Origin of the sequence: Dyella thiooxydans (genome assembly GCF_001641285.1) — a bacterium.
Lineage (GTDB): Bacteria > Pseudomonadota > Gammaproteobacteria > Xanthomonadales > Rhodanobacteraceae > Dyella_A > Dyella_A thiooxydans.
In genome coordinates this window covers 2,122,063-2,139,012 of record NZ_CP014841.1, presented here as the reverse complement: position 1 = coordinate 2,139,012, position 16,950 = coordinate 2,122,063, and the positions used below count along the sequence as shown (strand labels likewise).

General features: G+C 67.8%; 16 protein-coding genes. 12 read left to right on the top strand and 4 right to left on the bottom strand.

Annotated features, from left to right (window positions below; all coding sequences use genetic code 11):
* Position 1 precedes the first annotated feature (1 nt).
* From flhA to ATSB10_RS09770, 10 genes are all read left to right on the top strand, one after another.
* On the top strand, positions 2–2,089 hold the full coding sequence (flhA, locus tag ATSB10_RS09815; RefSeq protein ID WP_063672427.1) for a flagellar biosynthesis protein FlhA: 2,088 nt from the start codon (positions 2–4) through the stop codon (positions 2,087–2,089).
* Between the two features lie 199 nt (positions 2,090–2,288).
* Entirely contained in the window at positions 2,289–3,896 is a 1,608-nt protein-coding gene (gene flhF / locus ATSB10_RS09810) for a flagellar biosynthesis GTPase FlhF (protein WP_063672425.1), read from the top strand.
* Positions 3,893–4,885, top strand: a complete 993-nt coding sequence (locus ATSB10_RS09805; RefSeq protein WP_083966164.1) for a MinD/ParA family protein — start codon at positions 3,893–3,895, stop codon at positions 4,883–4,885. The genes flhF and ATSB10_RS09805 overlap by 4 nt, the downstream gene beginning before the upstream one ends.
* Position 4,886: 1 nt before the next feature.
* On the top strand, positions 4,887–5,621 hold the full coding sequence (locus ATSB10_RS09800) for an RNA polymerase sigma factor FliA (RefSeq protein ID WP_063672423.1): 735 nt from the start codon (positions 4,887–4,889) through the stop codon (positions 5,619–5,621).
* 60 nt (positions 5,622–5,681) lie between these two features.
* The gene (gene cheY, locus ATSB10_RS09795) at positions 5,682–6,089 is read left to right on the top strand and encodes a chemotaxis response regulator CheY (protein ID WP_017463592.1); all 408 of its coding nucleotides are present in this window, start codon (positions 5,682–5,684) and stop codon (positions 6,087–6,089) included.
* Positions 6,086–6,730 carry a protein phosphatase CheZ gene (locus ATSB10_RS09790; RefSeq protein WP_063672421.1) on the top strand — a complete coding sequence of 215 codons (645 nt, stop codon included), beginning with the start codon at positions 6,086–6,088 and terminating at the stop codon, positions 6,728–6,730. The genes cheY and ATSB10_RS09790 overlap by 4 nt, the downstream gene beginning before the upstream one ends.
* 94 nt (positions 6,731–6,824) lie before the next feature.
* Positions 6,825–8,825, top strand: coding sequence for a chemotaxis protein CheA (locus ATSB10_RS09785; protein ID WP_063672419.1), 2,001 nt, complete (start codon positions 6,825–6,827; stop codon positions 8,823–8,825).
* The gene (locus ATSB10_RS09780; protein ID WP_017460463.1) at positions 8,825–9,565 is read left to right on the top strand and encodes a flagellar motor protein; all 741 of its coding nucleotides are present in this window, start codon (positions 8,825–8,827) and stop codon (positions 9,563–9,565) included. Before ATSB10_RS09785 ends, ATSB10_RS09780 begins: the two co-directional genes overlap by 1 nt.
* Positions 9,562–10,554, top strand: coding sequence for a flagellar motor protein MotD (motD, locus tag ATSB10_RS09775; RefSeq protein WP_063672417.1), 993 nt, complete (start codon positions 9,562–9,564; stop codon positions 10,552–10,554). Before ATSB10_RS09780 ends, motD begins: the two co-directional genes overlap by 4 nt.
* Positions 10,551–11,033 carry a chemotaxis protein CheW gene (locus ATSB10_RS09770; RefSeq protein ID WP_083966163.1) on the top strand — a complete coding sequence of 161 codons (483 nt, stop codon included), beginning with the start codon at positions 10,551–10,553 and terminating at the stop codon, positions 11,031–11,033. The genes motD and ATSB10_RS09770 overlap by 4 nt, the downstream gene beginning before the upstream one ends.
* Before the next feature lie 52 nt (positions 11,034–11,085).
* Here the strand turns inward: ATSB10_RS09770 and ATSB10_RS09765 are convergent, their stop codons facing one another.
* The 3 genes from ATSB10_RS09765 to ATSB10_RS09755 form a co-directional block, all read right to left on the bottom strand.
* Positions 11,086–11,499 carry a lysozyme inhibitor LprI family protein gene (locus ATSB10_RS09765; RefSeq protein ID WP_063672415.1) on the bottom strand — a complete coding sequence of 138 codons (414 nt, stop codon included), beginning with the start codon at positions 11,497–11,499 and terminating at the stop codon, positions 11,086–11,088.
* Between the two features lie 75 nt (positions 11,500–11,574).
* Positions 11,575–11,865, bottom strand: coding sequence for a hypothetical protein (locus tag ATSB10_RS09760; protein WP_205631042.1), 291 nt, complete (start codon positions 11,863–11,865; stop codon positions 11,575–11,577).
* Between the two features lie 292 nt (positions 11,866–12,157).
* Complete coding sequence (locus ATSB10_RS09755; protein WP_063672413.1) at positions 12,158–12,403, bottom strand: hypothetical protein; 246 nt, start codon at positions 12,401–12,403, stop codon at positions 12,158–12,160.
* Between the two features lie 934 nt (positions 12,404–13,337).
* Here ATSB10_RS09755 and ATSB10_RS09750 point away from each other — a divergent pair.
* Positions 13,338–14,408: an IS110 family RNA-guided transposase gene (locus ATSB10_RS09750; RefSeq protein ID WP_063672412.1), complete on the top strand. Its 1,071-nt coding sequence runs from the start codon at positions 13,338–13,340 to the stop codon at positions 14,406–14,408.
* Between the two features lie 349 nt (positions 14,409–14,757).
* Here the strand turns inward: ATSB10_RS09750 and ATSB10_RS09745 are convergent, their stop codons facing one another.
* Positions 14,758–15,195, bottom strand: coding sequence for a hypothetical protein (locus ATSB10_RS09745; RefSeq protein ID WP_063672410.1), 438 nt, complete (start codon positions 15,193–15,195; stop codon positions 14,758–14,760).
* A gap of 546 nt (positions 15,196–15,741) precedes the next feature.
* On the opposite strand from ATSB10_RS09745, the gene ATSB10_RS09735 reads away from it, so the two are divergent.
* Positions 15,742–16,749 carry an integron integrase gene (locus ATSB10_RS09735; protein ID WP_083966162.1) on the top strand — a complete coding sequence of 336 codons (1,008 nt, stop codon included), beginning with the start codon at positions 15,742–15,744 and terminating at the stop codon, positions 16,747–16,749.
* Positions 16,750–16,950: the final 201 nt, after the last annotated feature.

The following is a 16,950-nucleotide window of genomic DNA, read 5'->3' as shown; positions in this document are numbered from 1 at the left end:
CATGGCCACCGTCGCACTCGATAACCTCAAGCAGATCGGACGACGTGGCATAGGGGCACCGGTGATCCTGCTGGCGGCGCTGGCGATGATCATGCTGCCGCTGCCGCCGTTCCTGCTGGACATGCTGTTCAGCTTCAACATCGCGCTGTCGCTGGTGATCCTGCTGGCGGTGATCTACGTGATGCGGCCGCTGGAGTTCGCCGCCTTCCCGACCGTGGTGCTGATGGCCACGCTGCTGCGCCTGGCGCTGAACATCGCCTCCACCCGCGTGGTGCTGATGCACGGCCACGACGGCCCCGGCGCCGCCGGCAAGGTGATCGAGGCGTTCGGCGAGTTCGTCATCGGCGGCAACTTCGCGGTCGGCCTGGTGGTGTTCGCGATCCTCACCATCATCAACTTCGTGGTGGTCACCAAGGGCGCCACCCGCGTGTCGGAAGTGACCGCCCGCTTCACCCTGGACGCGATGCCCGGCAAGCAGATGGCGATCGACGCCGACCTCAACGCCGGCCTGCTGACCCAGGAACAGGCGCGCGAGCGCCGCCAGGAAGTGCGCGAGGAAGCGGACTTCTACGGTTCGATGGACGGTGCGTCGAAGTTCGTCCGCGGCGACGCCACCGCCGGCATCCTGATCCTGATCATCAACATCGTCGGCGGCTTCTTCGTCGGCGTGCTGCAGCACGGCCTGTCGGCCAGCGAGGCGGCCAGGACCTACACCCTGCTGACCATCGGCGACGGCCTGGTGGCGCAGGTGCCGTCGCTGATGCTGTCGATCGCTGCCGCGGTGATCGTCACCCGCGTGTCCAAGGCGCAGGACATGGGCAAGCAGCTGGTGTCGCAGATCTTCGGCCAGCCGCGCGCGCTGGCGGTGGCCGGTGCCGTGCTGGGCGTCATGGGCCTGGTGCCGGGCATGCCGAACATCGCCTTCCTGCTGCTCGCCTGCACCTGTGGCGCGGCCGCATGGCTGATGCTCCGGCGCGAGCGCGATGCCGCCGCGCGCGTGGCGCAGCAGGCCGCCGACGTACCGGCACCGGCCGCGCCCACCGAGCGCCTGGAGCTGGGCTGGGAGGACGTCGCCAGCGTCGATCCGCTGGGCCTGGAAGTGGGCTACCGGCTGATCCCGCTGGTGGACACCCACCAGGGCGGCGAGCTGATGGGGCGGATCAAGTCGGTGCGCCGCAAGCTGTCGCAGGAGCTGGGCTTCCTGGTGCCGCCGGTGCACATCCGCGACAACCTGGACCTGGGCCCCAACACCTACCGCATCACCCTGATGGGCGTGCCGATGGGCGAGGCCGAGGTGCACACCGAGCGCCTGCTGGCGATCAACCCCGGCCAGGTGCACGGCCAGGTGCCCGGCATCGCCACGCGCGATCCGGCGTTCGGGCTGGAGGCGGTGTGGATCGAGCAGGGCCAGCGCGACAACGCGCAGTCGCTCGGCTACACGGTGGTCGATCCGGCCACCGTGGTCGCCACCCACCTCTCGCACATCCTGGGCAACCATGCCCACGAGCTGCTCAGCCACCAGGACGTGCAGCAGCTGCTCGACCGCCTGGCGCAGAGCGCGCCGAAGCTGGTCGAAGACCTGGTGCCCAAGCGCCTGCCGCTGGGCACGGTGGTCAAGGTGCTGCAGAACCTGCTGGCCGAGCGGGTGCCGATCCGCAACATGCGCTCGATCGTCGAATCGTTGGCGGAGCACGCCAGCCAGAGTCAGGATCCCGGCGTCCTCACCTCCGCCGTCCGCGTCACCCTGGGCCGGCAGATCGTGCAGGAGATCACCGGGCTGGGCACCGAGGTGCCGGTCATCACGCTGGCGCCGGAGCTGGAGCAGATCCTCACCCAGTCGCTCACCGGCAGCGGCGGCACCGGCGCCGCGGTGGAGCCGGGCCTGGCCGACCGCCTGCAGCAGGGCGTGGCCGAGGCCGCGCGCAAGCAGGAAATGAGCGGCGAACCGGCCGTGCTGCTCGTTTCGCCGCCGCTGCGGCCGTGGCTCGCGCGCTTCACCCGCCACGTGGCACAGAACCTGCACGTACTCGCTTACAACGAGGTGCCTGACAACCGCCGGGTGCGGCTGGTGCAGGCGCTGGGACGCTGAGCGAGGAATCCGACATGAGCACTGACCGACACGTCACGAGCGGGCCGAACGCGGACCACCGCCGTCCGGCCGCGCAGGACTGGCACCGCGTAGCGGGTCATCCCGCCGGGATCCTCGTCCTGACCGACACCCCGGTTCGCCGCGCCGCCACCCGTGCGCCGGCGCCGATCCTTCGGCCTTCGCCGCGGAGCAAGCACGCATGAAGATCAAACGTTTCGTCGCCCCGGACATGCGCCAGGCCATGCGCCTGGTGCGTGAGGAGCAGGGCCCCGATGCGGTGATCCTGTCCACCCGTCGCCTGCCCGAAGGCATCGAGATCATCGCCGCACTGGACTACGACGAGGCGCTGGTGCGCGAGGCTGCCCGCCACGGCGCCCCGGCCGCCAGTGACGTGGCACCGACGCCGGAAGTCAAACTGCCGACGCCGGCCGAACACGTGCCGGCCGCCCGTCACGGTCGCCTCGGCCGTCGCCTGCTGCAGGACACCCCGGAGCCGACCGCCGAGGCAACGCCCGCCGCCGTCGCTGCGCCGGCCGATCGGCTGCCGCCGGCATCCCGGCCCGCTGCGCCGGCGCGTCCCTATGGTGAGGATGTGGCGGAGGACACCGTGGCCCTGTCGCAGGCGGTCCGCCGTGCCCCGGTCCCGCCGGCCGCACCCGCATCGAACGCCTCGAACGCGCCGGCACGCGTCGCCATGCCGGTGGCGCGTCGCAGCGCCGCCCCGGTGGCCGCGGAGACCGCGCCGGCGCCGAAGCCTGCCGCGGCGACCCCATCGGCCCCGGCTCCGGTCCCCGCCCCGGCGCCGGCCGAGGCGAAGGCTGCCGCGAACGAGGCCCCGACCGTGCACCCGGCCATCGAGCGCGCCATGCAGGACACCGCGCGCATGCGCGCCGAGCTGGGCTTCCTGCGCGAGATGCTGGAAATGCAGCTGTCCAGCCTGGCCTGGAACGACATGGAGCGCCGCCACCCGCTGCGCGCCCGCGTACTGCGTGAACTCACCCGCCTGGGCATCGACGCCGACGTCGCCCGCAAGCTCGCCGACGACCTGCCCGAACAGATCAGTGCCGAACAGGCGCGCTACCTGCCGCTGGGCATGCTCAGCCGCAGCGTGGCGATCAGCGGCCGCGGCGACAGCGATGGCGGAATGACCGCCCTGGTCGGTCCGACCGGCGTGGGCAAGACCACCACGATTGCCAAACTCGCCGCCAGGGCGGTGGTGCGTCACGGCGCCGCCAACGTGGCGCTGGTCAGCACCGACCACTACCGCATCGGCGCCGCCGCCCAGCTGGAGCACTACGGCCGCCTGATGGGCGTGCGCGTGTACCCGGCCGACGACGCGGCGAGCCTGCGCCAGGTGCTGGAGATGTTGAAGGGCAAGCACACCGTGCTGATCGACACCGCCGGCGTGTCCGGCACCGATCCGCGGCTGGAGCAGCAGATGGATGTGCTCAACGAGGTCGCCCACAGCGACGGCATCGCGTTGCGCATCTCGCTGGTGCTGGCGGCCAATTCGCAGTCGCAGTCGCTGGAGGAATCGGTGCGCGCCTACATGCCGCTGGAGCCGGCCAGCGTGGTGCTGACCAAGCTCGACGAGGCGCCGAACCTCGGTGGCGCGTTGTCGGTGCTGATCCGCCACAGGCTGCCGCTGGACTACACCACCGACGGCCAGCGCGTGCCGGAAGACCTCGCCGTGGCCGACGCCCGCGTGCTGGTGCTGCGCGCCGCGCACGCGCTGAAGACAGCCGCGCCGCCGCTGGACGACGGCATGCTGGCCGAGCGCTTCGGTTTCCAGGTGGCCCACGCATGAGCGCGTTGTCCACCCTCAACGACTTTTCCGGCGCCGCGGCGGATGCGCATGCGCCTTCCATGAATCAGGCCTGGGGACTCAAGCAGATGGTTTCGTCGATCACCGACACCGGCATCGTCACCCCCGACCATGGCGTCGGGACGCAGGCGGCCAATCTCGATCGGCGCATCTCCGGCCACCGCTGCCGCACCATCGCCGTGTGCGGCGGCAAGGGTGGCGTGGGCAAGACCACGGTGGCGGTGAACCTGGGCATGACCCTGGCGATGATGGGGCGCGACACGCTGCTGCTGGATGCCGACGTGGGCCTGGCCAACGTCGACGTGCTGCTCGGCCTGGCGCCCTCGCGCCACCTCGGCCACATGCTCGACGGCCAGTGCAGCCTGCAGGACCTGGTGATGGAGGCGCCGCACGGGCTGAAGGTGATTCCCGCCGGTTCCGGCGCGCGTCGGCTGGCGCAGATGGGCTCGGGCGAGCAGGCCGCGGTGATCCGCGCCTTCGACGAGCTGCCGCAGGTACCGGATTTCCTGCTGGTGGACACCGCCGCCGGCATTTCCGACTCGGTGTCGATGTTCGCCGCCGCGGCCGACGACGTGCTGCTGGTGGTGTGCGACGAGCCGGCTTCGATCACCGACGCCTATGCGATGGCCAAGGTGCTCAGCCGGGATTTCGGGGTGAAGCGGCTGCACATGGTGGCCAACATGGTGCGCAACCTGGGCGAAGCCCGCGCGCTGCACCAGAAGCTGGCCCGGGTGACCGACCGGTTCCTCGATGTGATGCTGGATTTCATGGGTTGGGTGCCGCAGGACGAGCGTCTGCGCCAGGCCATCCGCCGCCAGAACGCGGTGGTGGACATGGCCCCGGGCAGTCGCTCGTCACAGGCATTCAAGCAATTGGCAGGTGCGGCCGATACATGGGCAGAACCCGATCGTCGGGGGCTCGGCCGCATCGCTTTCTTCAGTGGTCAGGCTGCACCGGCGACGGGGTGGTGAGATGAGCGTGGCAACGGAATATCTGCAACTTCAACGGCAAAGCGCCGACGAACTGGTGAAAACGCATGCGCCGCTGGTCAGGCGCATCGCCTATCACCTGATGGGGCGACTACCCCCGAGCGTCGACGTGGGCGATCTCATCCAGGCGGGCATGATCGGCCTGCTGGAGGCGGCGCGTAACTACGCGACGGATCGTTCGGCCAGCTTCGAGACGTATGCGGGCATCCGCATCCGTGGCGCGATGCTCGACGAGTTGCGAAGGACCGACTGGACCCCGCGCTCGGTTCACCGCAAGGCGCGTGAAGTCGCCGACGTGGTGCGCCAGGTCGAGATCGAGACCGGTGCGGACGCCGACGATGCGGAGGTCATGAAGCGACTGGGCATGACCGCCGACGAGTACCACCAGGTGCTGGCCGATGCCGCCAGCGCCCGGTTGCTGAGCCTCACGGCGCCGGATGACGGCGACGGAAGCCCGGCGATGGACGTGGCCGATGCCAGTGGCCTCGGTCCGGCGGAGGGACTGGAGCAGCAGGGTCTGCGTCAGGCGTTGATCGACGCGATCACCACCCTGCCGGAACGCGAGCAACTGGTGATGTCGCTGTACTACGAGCAGGAACTCAACCTGAAAGAGATTGGCGCGGTGCTTGGCGTCACCGAGTCGCGGGTCTGCCAGATCCACGGCCAGGCCATCATCCGGTTGCGCGCGCGCATGACCGGGTGGCGGGACGACGACTGAGCAACGCACGGAAACACTAGGGCTGGCGCACGACCGCGAGGCGTGCAAGTGGAGACGGGCTTGAACAAGAACATGAAAATCCTGGTGGTGGACGACTTTTCCACCATGCGGCGCATCGTGAGGAACCTCCTCGTCGAGCTCGGCTTCGCCGGCAACCTGATCCAGGAAGCCGACGACGGCGAGGCGGCCATCGCGATGCTCAAGGCCCAGCCATTCGACATGGTGGTGACCGACTGGAACATGCCGAACATGACCGGCATCGACCTGCTGCGCGCGATCCGCGCCGAGCCCACGCTCAAGACCATGCCGGTGCTGATGGTCACGGCGGAAAACAACCGCGACCAGATCATCGCCGCCGCGCAGGCCGGCGTGAACGGCTACATCGTCAAGCCGTTCACCGCTGCCACGCTGGAAGAAAAACTCACCAAGATCTTCGAGCGGCTGGCTGCCGCAGGAGCAGCCGCATGAGCGCCCAACTTTCCCTGACCCGCGAGACCCTGCCGGACGAACTGCACCAGTTGCTGACCAGCCCGGACGGCCCGGCGTTCGAACACGCGCTCGACTCCCTCGTGCGCCAGCGCGAGCAGAAATTGTTCCGCGCCCTGGGCGTACTCGCCCGCGACCTGCACGACGCGGTCAGCCGCCTCGGCGGCGACCTGGTGCAGGACGGCTATCCCGACAACGTCACCGACGCGCGCAAGCACCTGCAGGACGTGCTGGAGATGAGCTCGCAGGCGGCCCACCGCACCATCGACTTCGCCGAGCGCATGCGCCCGGAGGCCGAGTCGCTGGCCAACGACGCCAAGGTCATGCTGGACGCCTCCGATGAGATCTCGTCCGCGCCGGTGAAGGCACTGGCGCAGCAGGCCACCGAGTTCGCCGAGCACTGCACCGCCGGTCTCAACGACATGGTGCTGGCGCAGTCCTGGCAGGATCTTTCCGGCCAGCGCATCAAGAAGGTGGTCGGCTTCATCAGCTCGGTGGAGTCGGCCATGATCGAGCTGGTGCGCCTCACCGGCGCGCTGTCCGGTCGCGAGACCGAAGAAGCGGTCGAGAAGATCAACAGCCAGGACGAGGCCGACCGCCTGCTCAGCGAATTCGGCTTCTGAGGCGCCCATGATGCCGATGCCGCCCTTGCCGCGACGTCCGACCGCCGCCACGGCGGGGGGCGAAGCGATGCGCCCGTCGGGGAGGGAGATCTAGATGGATCCCTCCTTCGATGCCGAATTGCGCGACGACTTCCTGGTCGAAGCCGGTGAGCTGGTCGAGCGTCTCGGCGAGCAGCTGGTGGACCTGGAGGCGACGCCGCAGGATGCCGAGCTGCTCAACGCGGTGTTCCGCGCGTTCCATACCGTCAAGGGCGGTGCCGGCTTCCTCAACGTCGAGCCGATGGTGCAGCTGTGCCACCACGCCGAGGATCTGCTCAACGCCGCCCGCAACGGTGCGCTGCTGATCGATCCGCCGCGGATGGACGCGCTGCTCGAGGCGCTGGACCTGCTGCAGGCGATGATGGCCGCGCTGGCCGCGGGCCAATCGATGGACATGCCGCCGGCCGACCTGCTGGCGCGTCTGACGCCCGGCACCGCGAAGCCCGCCCAGGCGCCCACGCCCAAGCCGGTGGCGCCGCCGCCCCAGGCGGGTGACGGCACCATCGACGACAGCGAGTTCGAGGCCCTGCTCGATTCGCTCTACGGCACCGCCGCGCCCGGCGCGGTGACGCCCGAACCGGTCGCTGCCGCGCCGTCCGGCAGCATCGGCGATGACGAGTTCGAAGCCCTGCTGGACCAGTTGCACGGTGGCGCCGTCCCGGGGGGGCAACCGCCCGCCGCTGCCGCGGCCGCGGCGACCGCCTCCGGCGCGATCAACGACGACGAGTTCGAGGCGCTGCTCGATTCGATTCATGGCACCGGTGCTCCCGGCCAGGTTGCGGCGGCATCCGCGCCGGCCGCGGCACCCGCTCCCGTGCCGGCGCCCACTCCCGCACCGGCAGCGCCCGCCGCCGCACCGGCCCGCGCCGCGGCGCCGGCGGCCGAGGCCACGGTGCGCGTGGACACCCACCGCCTCGACGCCCTGGTCAACCAGGCCGGCGAGCTGCTGCTGCTGCGCAACCGCCTGCTCACGCTGGCCTCGCGCAACGGCGACAACACCCTGTCGTCCACCGTGGACGAACTCAACCGCGTCGCCGACGACCTGCAGAACGCCGTGCTCGGCATGCGCATGCAGCCGGTCGGTCGCCTGTTCCAGCGCTTCCCTCGCATCGTCCGCGACCTGGCCCGCCAGCTCGGCAAGGACGTGGACCTGGTGACCGAAGGCGAGGGCACCGACCTGGACCGCAGCCTGGTCGAGGCGTTGGCCGATCCGATGGTGCACCTGATCCGCAACGCCCTCGACCATGGCCTGGAAGGGCCGGAAGACCGCGAGCGCGCCGGCAAGCCGCGGCGCGGTACCGTCCGCCTGGGTGCCGCCCAGCGCGGCGAGCGCATCGTCATCTCGGTGAGCGACGACGGCCGCGGCATGAACCCCGACGTGCTCAGGCGCAAGGCGGTGGAGAAGGGCGTTATCGACGAGGCCCAGGCCGCTCGCCTGACCGAGAACGAGTGCTACGAGCTGATCTTCCGCGCCGGCTTCAGCACGGCGGCGACGGTGTCGGACATCTCCGGCCGCGGCGTCGGCATGGACGTGGTCAAGACCCGCATCACCGAACTGGGCGGCACCCTGCAGGTGACCTCGAAGCTCGGTCGTGGCAGCACGCTGGAGCTGGCGGTGCCGCTGACCCTGGCGATCCTGCGGGTGCTGATGGTGCGCGTGGGCGACCGCCTGCTGGCGCTGCCGCTGAGCAACGTGGACGAAGTGTTCGAACTGCGTCCGGGGCAGGACAGCCTGCTCGACGGCCGCATGGTCGCCTCGCATCGCGGGCGTGCGCTGGTGCTGGGCGATCTTTCCGGCTGGGCCGGTGTCACCGGCGCGTCCGGTCGGCACGTGGTGGTGCTGCACATCGGCCACCTGCGTCTGGGCTGCCTGGTGCACGAGGTGCTCGGCCGCGAGGACGTCATGGTCAAGCCGCTCGGCCACCTGTTCGAGGGCGTCGCAGGCGTGGCCGGCGCCACCGTCACCGGCGACGGCCGGCTGGCGCTGGTGCTCGACCTGGCCGGGCTGGCCGACGACAGCGGCGAGCTGCTGCCCTCGATGAGGATGACCGCCTGATGGATCTGGTCAGCATCATCGGTACGATCCTGGCCTTCGTGGTCGTGGCCGTCGGCACGGTGCTCAAGGGGTCCACCCTGGAGTCGCTGTGGAATCCGGCGGCCTTCCTGATCGTATTCGCCGGCACCTTTGCCGCGCTGATGGTGCAGACCCCGGGCAAGGTACTCAAGCGTGCCGCGGCGCTGCTGCCGATGGTGTACCGGCCGCCGGTGCACTTCCCGCAGGACCTGATCAGCCAGATCATCGGCTGGAGCGAGATCTCCCGCCGCCAGGGCCTGCTCGGCCTGGAGCCGCAACTAGGCAGCCTCGAGGACGGCTTCGCCCGCAAGGGCTTGCAACTGCTCATCGACGGCGGCGAACCCGAAGCCATCCGCAGCGTGCTGGAAGTGGAGCTGGGTACGCGCGAACAGAGCGACATCGACGCGGCCAAGGTGTTCGAGAATGCCGGCACCTACTCGCCCACCATGGGCATCATCGGCGCGGTGATGGGCCTGATGGCGGTGATGCAGAACCTGGCCGATCCCAGCAAGCTCGGCCACGGCATCGCCGCGGCCTTCGTCGCCACCATCTACGGCATCGGCCTGGCCAACCTGCTGATGCTGCCGATCGCCTCGCGCCTGAAGGGCACCATCCACAAGCAGAGCGAGATGCGCGAGATCCTCATCGAGGGGCTGGTGTCGATTGCCCAGGGTGACAACCCGCGGCAGATCGAGAGCAAGCTGCAGGGCTACCTGCCATGAGGCGCAAACGCCACGAAGAGCACGTGAACCACGAACGCTGGGCGATCCCCTACGGCGACCTGATCACCCTGCTGCTGGCGTTCTTCGTGGTGATGTACGCGATGTCCGCGGTGAACGAGGGCAAGTATCGCGTGCTGTCGCAGTCGATGATGGAGGCCTTCCACGGCTCCAGTCGCGTGATCGCCCCGAGCAACCTGGCGCCCGAGGCGCCGGCTACCGTGGCGCCCGCCGTGGATCCGCAGGCCAGCGGCCACGGTTCGGCGCTCACGCCGATTCCGCTTCCCGGCTCGGCCGCACAGCCGGCGCATTCGGACGAGCAGAAGAATCTCTCGGCCATCCAGCACAGCGTGGAAGACGCGCTCAAGCCACTGATCGAGAAGAACCTGGTGGTGCTGCGCCGCGCGCCGAACTGGCTGGAAATCGAGATCCGCACCGACATCTTGTTTCCCAGCGGCGTGGCCCGCATCGCGCCACAGGCGCAGAGCGTGCTGGACAACCTGGGCGGCATCCTCGCGCCGTTTCCCAATCCGCTGCGGATCGAGGGCTACACCGACAACAAGCCGATCAGCACGCCGCAGTTTCCCTCCAACTGGGAGCTTTCCGCGGCCCGCGCGGCGAGCGTGGCGCGGCTGTTCGCCGACCGCGGCGTGGCGCTCGACCGGCTCGGCATCATGGGCTGGGGCGAGGTACGCCCGATCGCCGACAACAGCACCGAGGAAGGTCGCAACCGCAACCGCCGCGTACTGGTGGTGGTGCTGAGCGATCGCGACGGCCCCAGTCGCTTCACCGATGACGCCAAGGGCCAGTCGGCCGATGCCGCACCGCCTGCCGGTCCGGCCGCCGCCGATGGCCATGTCACCGCCCGCGCTGCCGCAACCGGCGCCCCCGGTGCCGCCTCCGGCCCCGCCGCCGTCGCCCCCACGATCACCGTGCACGGCGACGGCGTTGCGGTGGCCAGCAACCCGCCAAACCGCGAGTCACCCCGATGAACACCGCATCGCCCCGCACCCGCATGCCGCCCGTGGAGGCTACCGACCAGTCGTGGCTGGTGTTCGCCCTGGCCGGCCAGCGTTATGCCGCACCGCTGGCCCAGGTGGGCGAAGTCCTGCGCGACGGCGAACTCACGCCCGTGCCCGGCGCAGCGCCGGACCTGCTCGGCATCCGCCACCTGCGCGGACAGATCGTGCCGGTGATGGACGGCCGTCGCCGCCTCGATCTGGCACAGCAACCGCCCGCCGACGCCGCCAGCATCCGGGTGGTCATGCTGCAGGTGGCCGGCCAGACCGTCGGCTTCCGGGTGGACGCGATCGGCGAGCTGATCCATCCCGCCGCCGACGCCATCGAGCCGCCGCCCGCCGGCCGCGGCCCGCGCACGGGCGACCCGGTCAAGGGCGTGGTGCCGGTCGACGGCGGCTTCGTCGCGCTGCTGGATGTCGCCAGGCTGTGCCGGGTGCCCGGCGAAGCGTGACGCTGGGTGGATCCCCTGCAGGTCGAAGACGCAGGGGGGGGGCGGAGGGCAGCTATCGCGGCGGTTCGGGCAGCAGTGGAGGCGTGGAATCCGGGTAGGTGAGATAGGCCTGCCACACCTCGTGCGTGCGTTGCTGCGTCAGCCGGAGCATGCACTCGGCATCTGCGATCGTCCGGTACGTGCCTTCGGCCCAGTAGTCGAAGACATCCCCGCACTCGATCCGGCGATAGGCGACCCACGCCGCCTGGGCGGCGCCGAGCCTGGGTTTGCCGCCGAAATCCCTGTCTATCCGCGCTTGTGCCTTGGCCAGGTATCTGGCGAGCAGGGCGTCGGCTGCATCGATCTTCTTCCCCAGGCACACCTGGATTTCCGTCGTGCTGCCGTCGCATGGCGGCGACGAGGCGTACGCCAGGCCAGCGGGGCAGAGCCCGAGAACAATCAGAAGGGCGTTTCGCGGGATGCGCATGGGGTTCCTCCGGTGACCTGACGCCTGGGCCGAGCGGCGTGCCCGCCGCTCCGCGTGGGGGACTCGCCGCAGTTTCTACTCGACCACCACCTGCCTGGCGTCCGTGACGTTGACGTGTGTCTGGTAGTAGTACTTGTCCGTCATTTCCCCATCGGCGAAGAAGTAGATCTTCGTACGGATCGCAGACCCCGTGACCAGAATGTTCCGGCCCTTGAGGGCGACCAGCGGGTCGGCGCCGAGACGCTTCCACAACTGGTCGGCGGCACGCGGGCTGAGTGCGACGGTCAGGTTGCGCTGGTCACGGTAGTCCGGCTCCGAGTTCAGGAAGGTGCCGTTGCCCTGGGCCCCCGTGGCCTGGACCCTCATGGCGAAGGTGCCATGAACGCCGCGAGGGGCCGCATCCGCCGCCAGAAGGATGGCCTGCACAGGAGTGATCCAGGCCCTCGAGGCCGGGCTTGCCGCCGGTTTTGGTGCCGAAGCACAGCCGGACAGGGCAGCGAGCCCGAGGACAAGAGGGAGCAGAAGCTTCTTCACTGGGCGAGTCCTTTCATTTGATAGCCGATGCTCAATTGGAGCACCGGCGTAAGGCATGGATATGTCTGTGGGTCTGGGGGCTTCTTCCACGTGTCCATGGCGACGGGGTAGTGCCCGCCAATGGCTAGTTGCGGTATGAGCGCCACGCAAGCCAGCAAAAACCAATGAACCCGGCGATGTACGTGAAGAGCATGAAACCAAACTGCGAGGGATGCGCAGTGCGGGAGTATTGGGTGTCGGTGACCCATGAGGCGAGACTCGGGCCTGGAGTCGCACCGGACTTCAGTGACGCGATGATCAGTGCGCCACTGGAGATTGCCCCGAGCACGCCGATCACGACCAGGAACCATCGCTTTATTGAGTCGTTCATTTCCGACGCCTTCCTTGTTCTTGACCCCTGACGCTGCAGTTGGGCGGCACGCTTTAGCGCGTCCGCTTGAACGACTCAGTGAATTACGCGGTGTGTCGTACTTCGAGTGTTAATTCACCCCTTAGTGTTGCGCAGCCCGCAGCGAATGACTATGGCTGTTACAAGAACAGCGAGGCCAGTGAGTAGCAGCGCGTAGGGGAAGTAGTGATGGCCCTGCGACACCGTGGGCACTGCTCGAAAGTGCTGGTGAAGGCCGCGATCCTCGGCGGGAAACATCCAGCTGGCGGGTAGCAGATCTTGGACAGCTGGGGTGTCCATGAGGCCCCAGGCTGCTAGCACTGCACCCAAAGCTACGGCCAAGTTTGCGAGGAGCTTTTTCATGTGGCCTAACGCTGGAGTTAAGCGGCGCCGGTACGGCGTCCGCTTGGACGACTGGTTAGGTGCCAGCACGACCGTACGGATTGACGAGCCAGAACCTACAGTGTGGACAGAAATCAATGCGATTGAGCGGAATTTGCCCAGCGGTAGTTGGAGTTTCACCGCAGTTTGGACATGAGATGCTCGCAAGAGCGACGCCATGCAGCATAGCGACCGCGAAGACAGTAAAACCAACTACCCACCCCACGTAGGGGAAATAGTCAGTGCTGCCAAAGAGCGGCGGCAGTAGCGCAACAAGGAAAAGAACGGCCAATAAGTACCAAAGAACACGTGACCTGCGCCGACTTTTGGCGCATCGCCGCTCCCATTCAGCGACTACCTCAGGATCTAGGGTTGCACGTAGTTCCATAGCACCTAACGCTTGAATTAAGGCGCCGACCGCTGGCGTAGCCAGTGGGCGGTCGGCTTGAATGAGTAAAAAGAGACTTCCTCCCCTTTCGGCCTCGAGGGCCATGATGGTGTTGCGACACAACCGTCAGCAGAGGAGGAAGTCTCCATGGGCACTATAACCCTGGGTGTGGACCTGGCGAAGCGGGTGTTCTCGGTGTGCGAGATGGATGCCGTCGGACACGTGCTGCGGCGGCAGGAGGTGAAGCGCGACGCCTTTGCCGCGTGGCTCGGCCAGCAGCCGGCCGGCACCGTGGTGGCGATGGAGGCGTGCAGCGGAGCGCATCATTGGGCCCGGCACTGCCTGGTGCTGGGCTTGCAGCCGAGGATCATCGCCGCCCAGTTCGTTGGCCCGTTCCGCAAGAGCCGCACCACCAAGAACGACCGCAACGACGCCGAGGCGATCGCCACCGCCGCCCGGCAGGGCAACATGCGCTTCGTGCCGGTGAAGTCGGTGGAGCAGCAGGCTCGGCTGGCATGGCACCGGGTGCGCGAGGGCTACAAGGCCGAGGGCCTGGCCATCGGCAACCGGCTGCGTGGCCTGCTGGCCGAGTTCGGCATCGTGGTGGCCAACAGCGACGTGGCGTTACGCCGGGTGCTGGCCGACCTGGAGGCCTACGAACTGCCCGGCGAGCTCCGCGAGCTGCTGCGCGACCTGGCCGCCCACTGGGCGCAGGTGCGCGAGCGCATCGAGGCATGCGATGCCCGTATCGACGCCCACGCGCGAGACGATACGCGCTGCATGCGGCTGCGCTCGATCGTCGGCATTGGGCCGATCACCGCCGACGCGGTGGTGGCGACGCTGGGCGCCGCGACCGACTTCCGCAACGGTCGGCAGCTGGCCGCCTGGCTGGGTCTGGTGCCGATGCAGCACTCCACGGGCGGGCGAGCGCGTCTGGGCACGATCAGCTGCCGTGGCGATGCCTATCTGCGCACGCTGCTGATCCAGGGCGCGCGCAGCAGCCTGCAGCGGGCCAAGGCGGTGGCGACGGAGCAGGCCACGCCGGAGCAACTGTGGATACGCACGCTGGATCGCCGATTGCCGTTCGGCAAAGTGCTGGTGGCGATCGCCAACAAGCATGCGCGGCAGGCGTGGGCGATGCTCGCCCGGGACGTCGACTACGACCCGCACGCCTGCCTGCAGCATCCGAGGCATCAGCGAACCATCGTCACCGTTTGAGAGATTCGTTTCACCGTCCGTGCGACGCGGTAGACAACGGGTCAGACCGACCCGGCGAGAACCTGACTAACTATTTGGACGTCCATCCCGCGTCGCGGCCGATCCCCGCACGCCGGTCAGTCCGATGAATGAATGAGGTCGCCGGGTGCGGTTTATACCCTGGTCCGGGTCGGCAGCATCGACCCCACAAGACCGTTTACGGAAATGCAGTCTGGCATCCGTTGAAGCCGCATCGCATCGACACGCAATACGCACCATCGGAGGACAACATGATGATTGGCAGTGGCCCGAACGCCTGGGGCAAAAGCGTCATGCACCCGGGATTGATCGGAAGTCTCTTACGGAATTGTTAGGCCGCACGAGCCTTAACCACGACGGGGAAAATAGCTGGCGCTGGCCAGAGCTGTACAAGATAGCTCTCCTCACCGGAGAGGCAATAGCTCACTCGGACCCGGTAGGTTTGCGCAGCTATAGGGATACGCACTGCCTCTGGAAAGTAGTCCGTACACCCAGCTACGACAAGAGGACCCTCCGCCACTTCTAGAGAACACTCATTGATCTGGTCGTAGCTCGCGCCTGACTGGGCCGGCTCATGGTCAAGAACTTGGATGGTGACTGGAACATTACCGTTTGTGATGGTGCCGACGCCCACGACCCCCGGCGCGACAGCCAGCAACCTCTCAACCGCGTCCTCTGTCCAAGCGTCCGACAAATCGCCGCTTGCTGGCTCGTCTTGCAGATAGAACTGGAAGTAGTCGGCAAGGAGCTCAAGATCGCGGTGCTGCATGTGTGCGGCCTAACGCTGGAGTTAAGCGGCGCGCGTCAGCGCGTCCACCTTGAACGATTGGTTAGGCCGCATGGTGTGCCAGCGGAGCGCCTACGACAAGCCAAGCGACAAGCAGAACGACCAAAATCTTGATCGCCAGCTCGCCGACCGACTGGAACCAAACCTGCGACGAGTCACCTGTGTTTGACCAGCCGCCCGCCGCCTCGTCGTCAAGTGCTACGAGGTGGCCCAGTGCCGCCCACGCCGAGATAAGAAGTGCGGGCATGCCGCAACAAAGTGCTGCTCGTGAACCGAAAGCAGACGCCGCCACGAGCGACGCCGCCAACGAGGCGACGAAGAAACCAACAACGACACGGTGGAATGTGCGCATCTTTGGCGGCCTAACGCTTAGTAGACCCCATATCGGGGCATATGCATCGATGGTCTGCGCTGTTTGGGCAGTTCGTCAAGCGAAGAATTCCTACCTTCAATCAGCCGCTTGCCGACTATCTTGGGCGCCTTGGCGCGGTCAAGATGCCCGGTGCATATCTGGCGAAGCGAGGCGCTATGTCTTATCAGCGCGAGAGTGGGGAAATAAACCGTATGGTGTCGGGGAGCCGGGCGCCGCGTCTGCTGGAGGAAGTTCGCCGTGTGCTGCGTCTGAAGCACTACAGCCTGCGGACTGAGCACGCTTACGTGGGGTGGATCAGGCGCTTCGTCCTGGCCAACGGCCGCAAGCATCCACGGGACATGGGGGCAGTGGAGGTCGAGGCATTTCTGTCGCACCTGGCGGTGGATGCCAAGGTATCTGCAAGTACCCAGAACCAGGCGCTGTCCGCGCTGCTGTTCCTTTATCGGGACGTGCTCGGCGTCGACCTGCCATGGCTGGAGGATGTGGTGCGCGCCAAGCGCCCGAAGCGGGTTCCGACCGTGCTCTCCGTCGGCGAGGTGAAGGCGCTGCTGGCAAGGATGGACGGCCGCCCCTGGCTCATCGCCTCACTGCTCTACGGTACCGGCATGCGCCTCATGGAGGCGCTGCGGCTACGGATCAAGGATGTCGATTTCGGCCGCAATGAAATCACCATTCGCAACGGCAAGGGTGGCAAGGATCGGCGCACCATGTTGCCCCGGTCCTTGATCGAGCCGCTGCAACGGGAGATTGAGCGCGCGCGCCTGCTGCATGCGCAGGATCTGTCCGAGGGTTTCGGTGCGGTCTGGCTTCCGTTTGCGCTTGCCCGCAAATATCCGAATGCTGCGCGCGAGACCGGGTGGCAGTACGTGTTTCCTTCGGTGCAGCGTGCCACTGATCCGTCCAGTGGCCTGATCCGCCGGCATCATGTCGATGACGGTCTGCTGTCGCGAGCTCTGAAGCGGGCTGCGCTGTCCGCGGGCATCGTCAAGTCGATCAGTGCGCACACCCTGCGCCACTCCTTTGCGACCCACCTGCTGGAAGCGGGGCAGGACATCCGCACCATCCAGGAGCTGCTCGGCCACAAGGATGTGGCGACCACGCAGATCTATACGCATGTGCTCAACCGGGGTGGGATGGGCGTGGTCAGTCCGCTGGATCGGTGAGGGTGGCGGTCCGGGCGATGGGGTGCGATGAAAAGGGTGTCGGGGGCTGAAGCCCCTCCCACAGGGGATCGCCGCGCGCGGTCCGGCAGAGAAACGAGCTGGCGCATGCGGCCCTGCGCAGTCTTCGCGGGTGTTGTAGGAGCCCGCTCGCGGGCGATGCTCCTGCCCCTGATCCACATCGAAGCAAAAAAAGCATCGCCC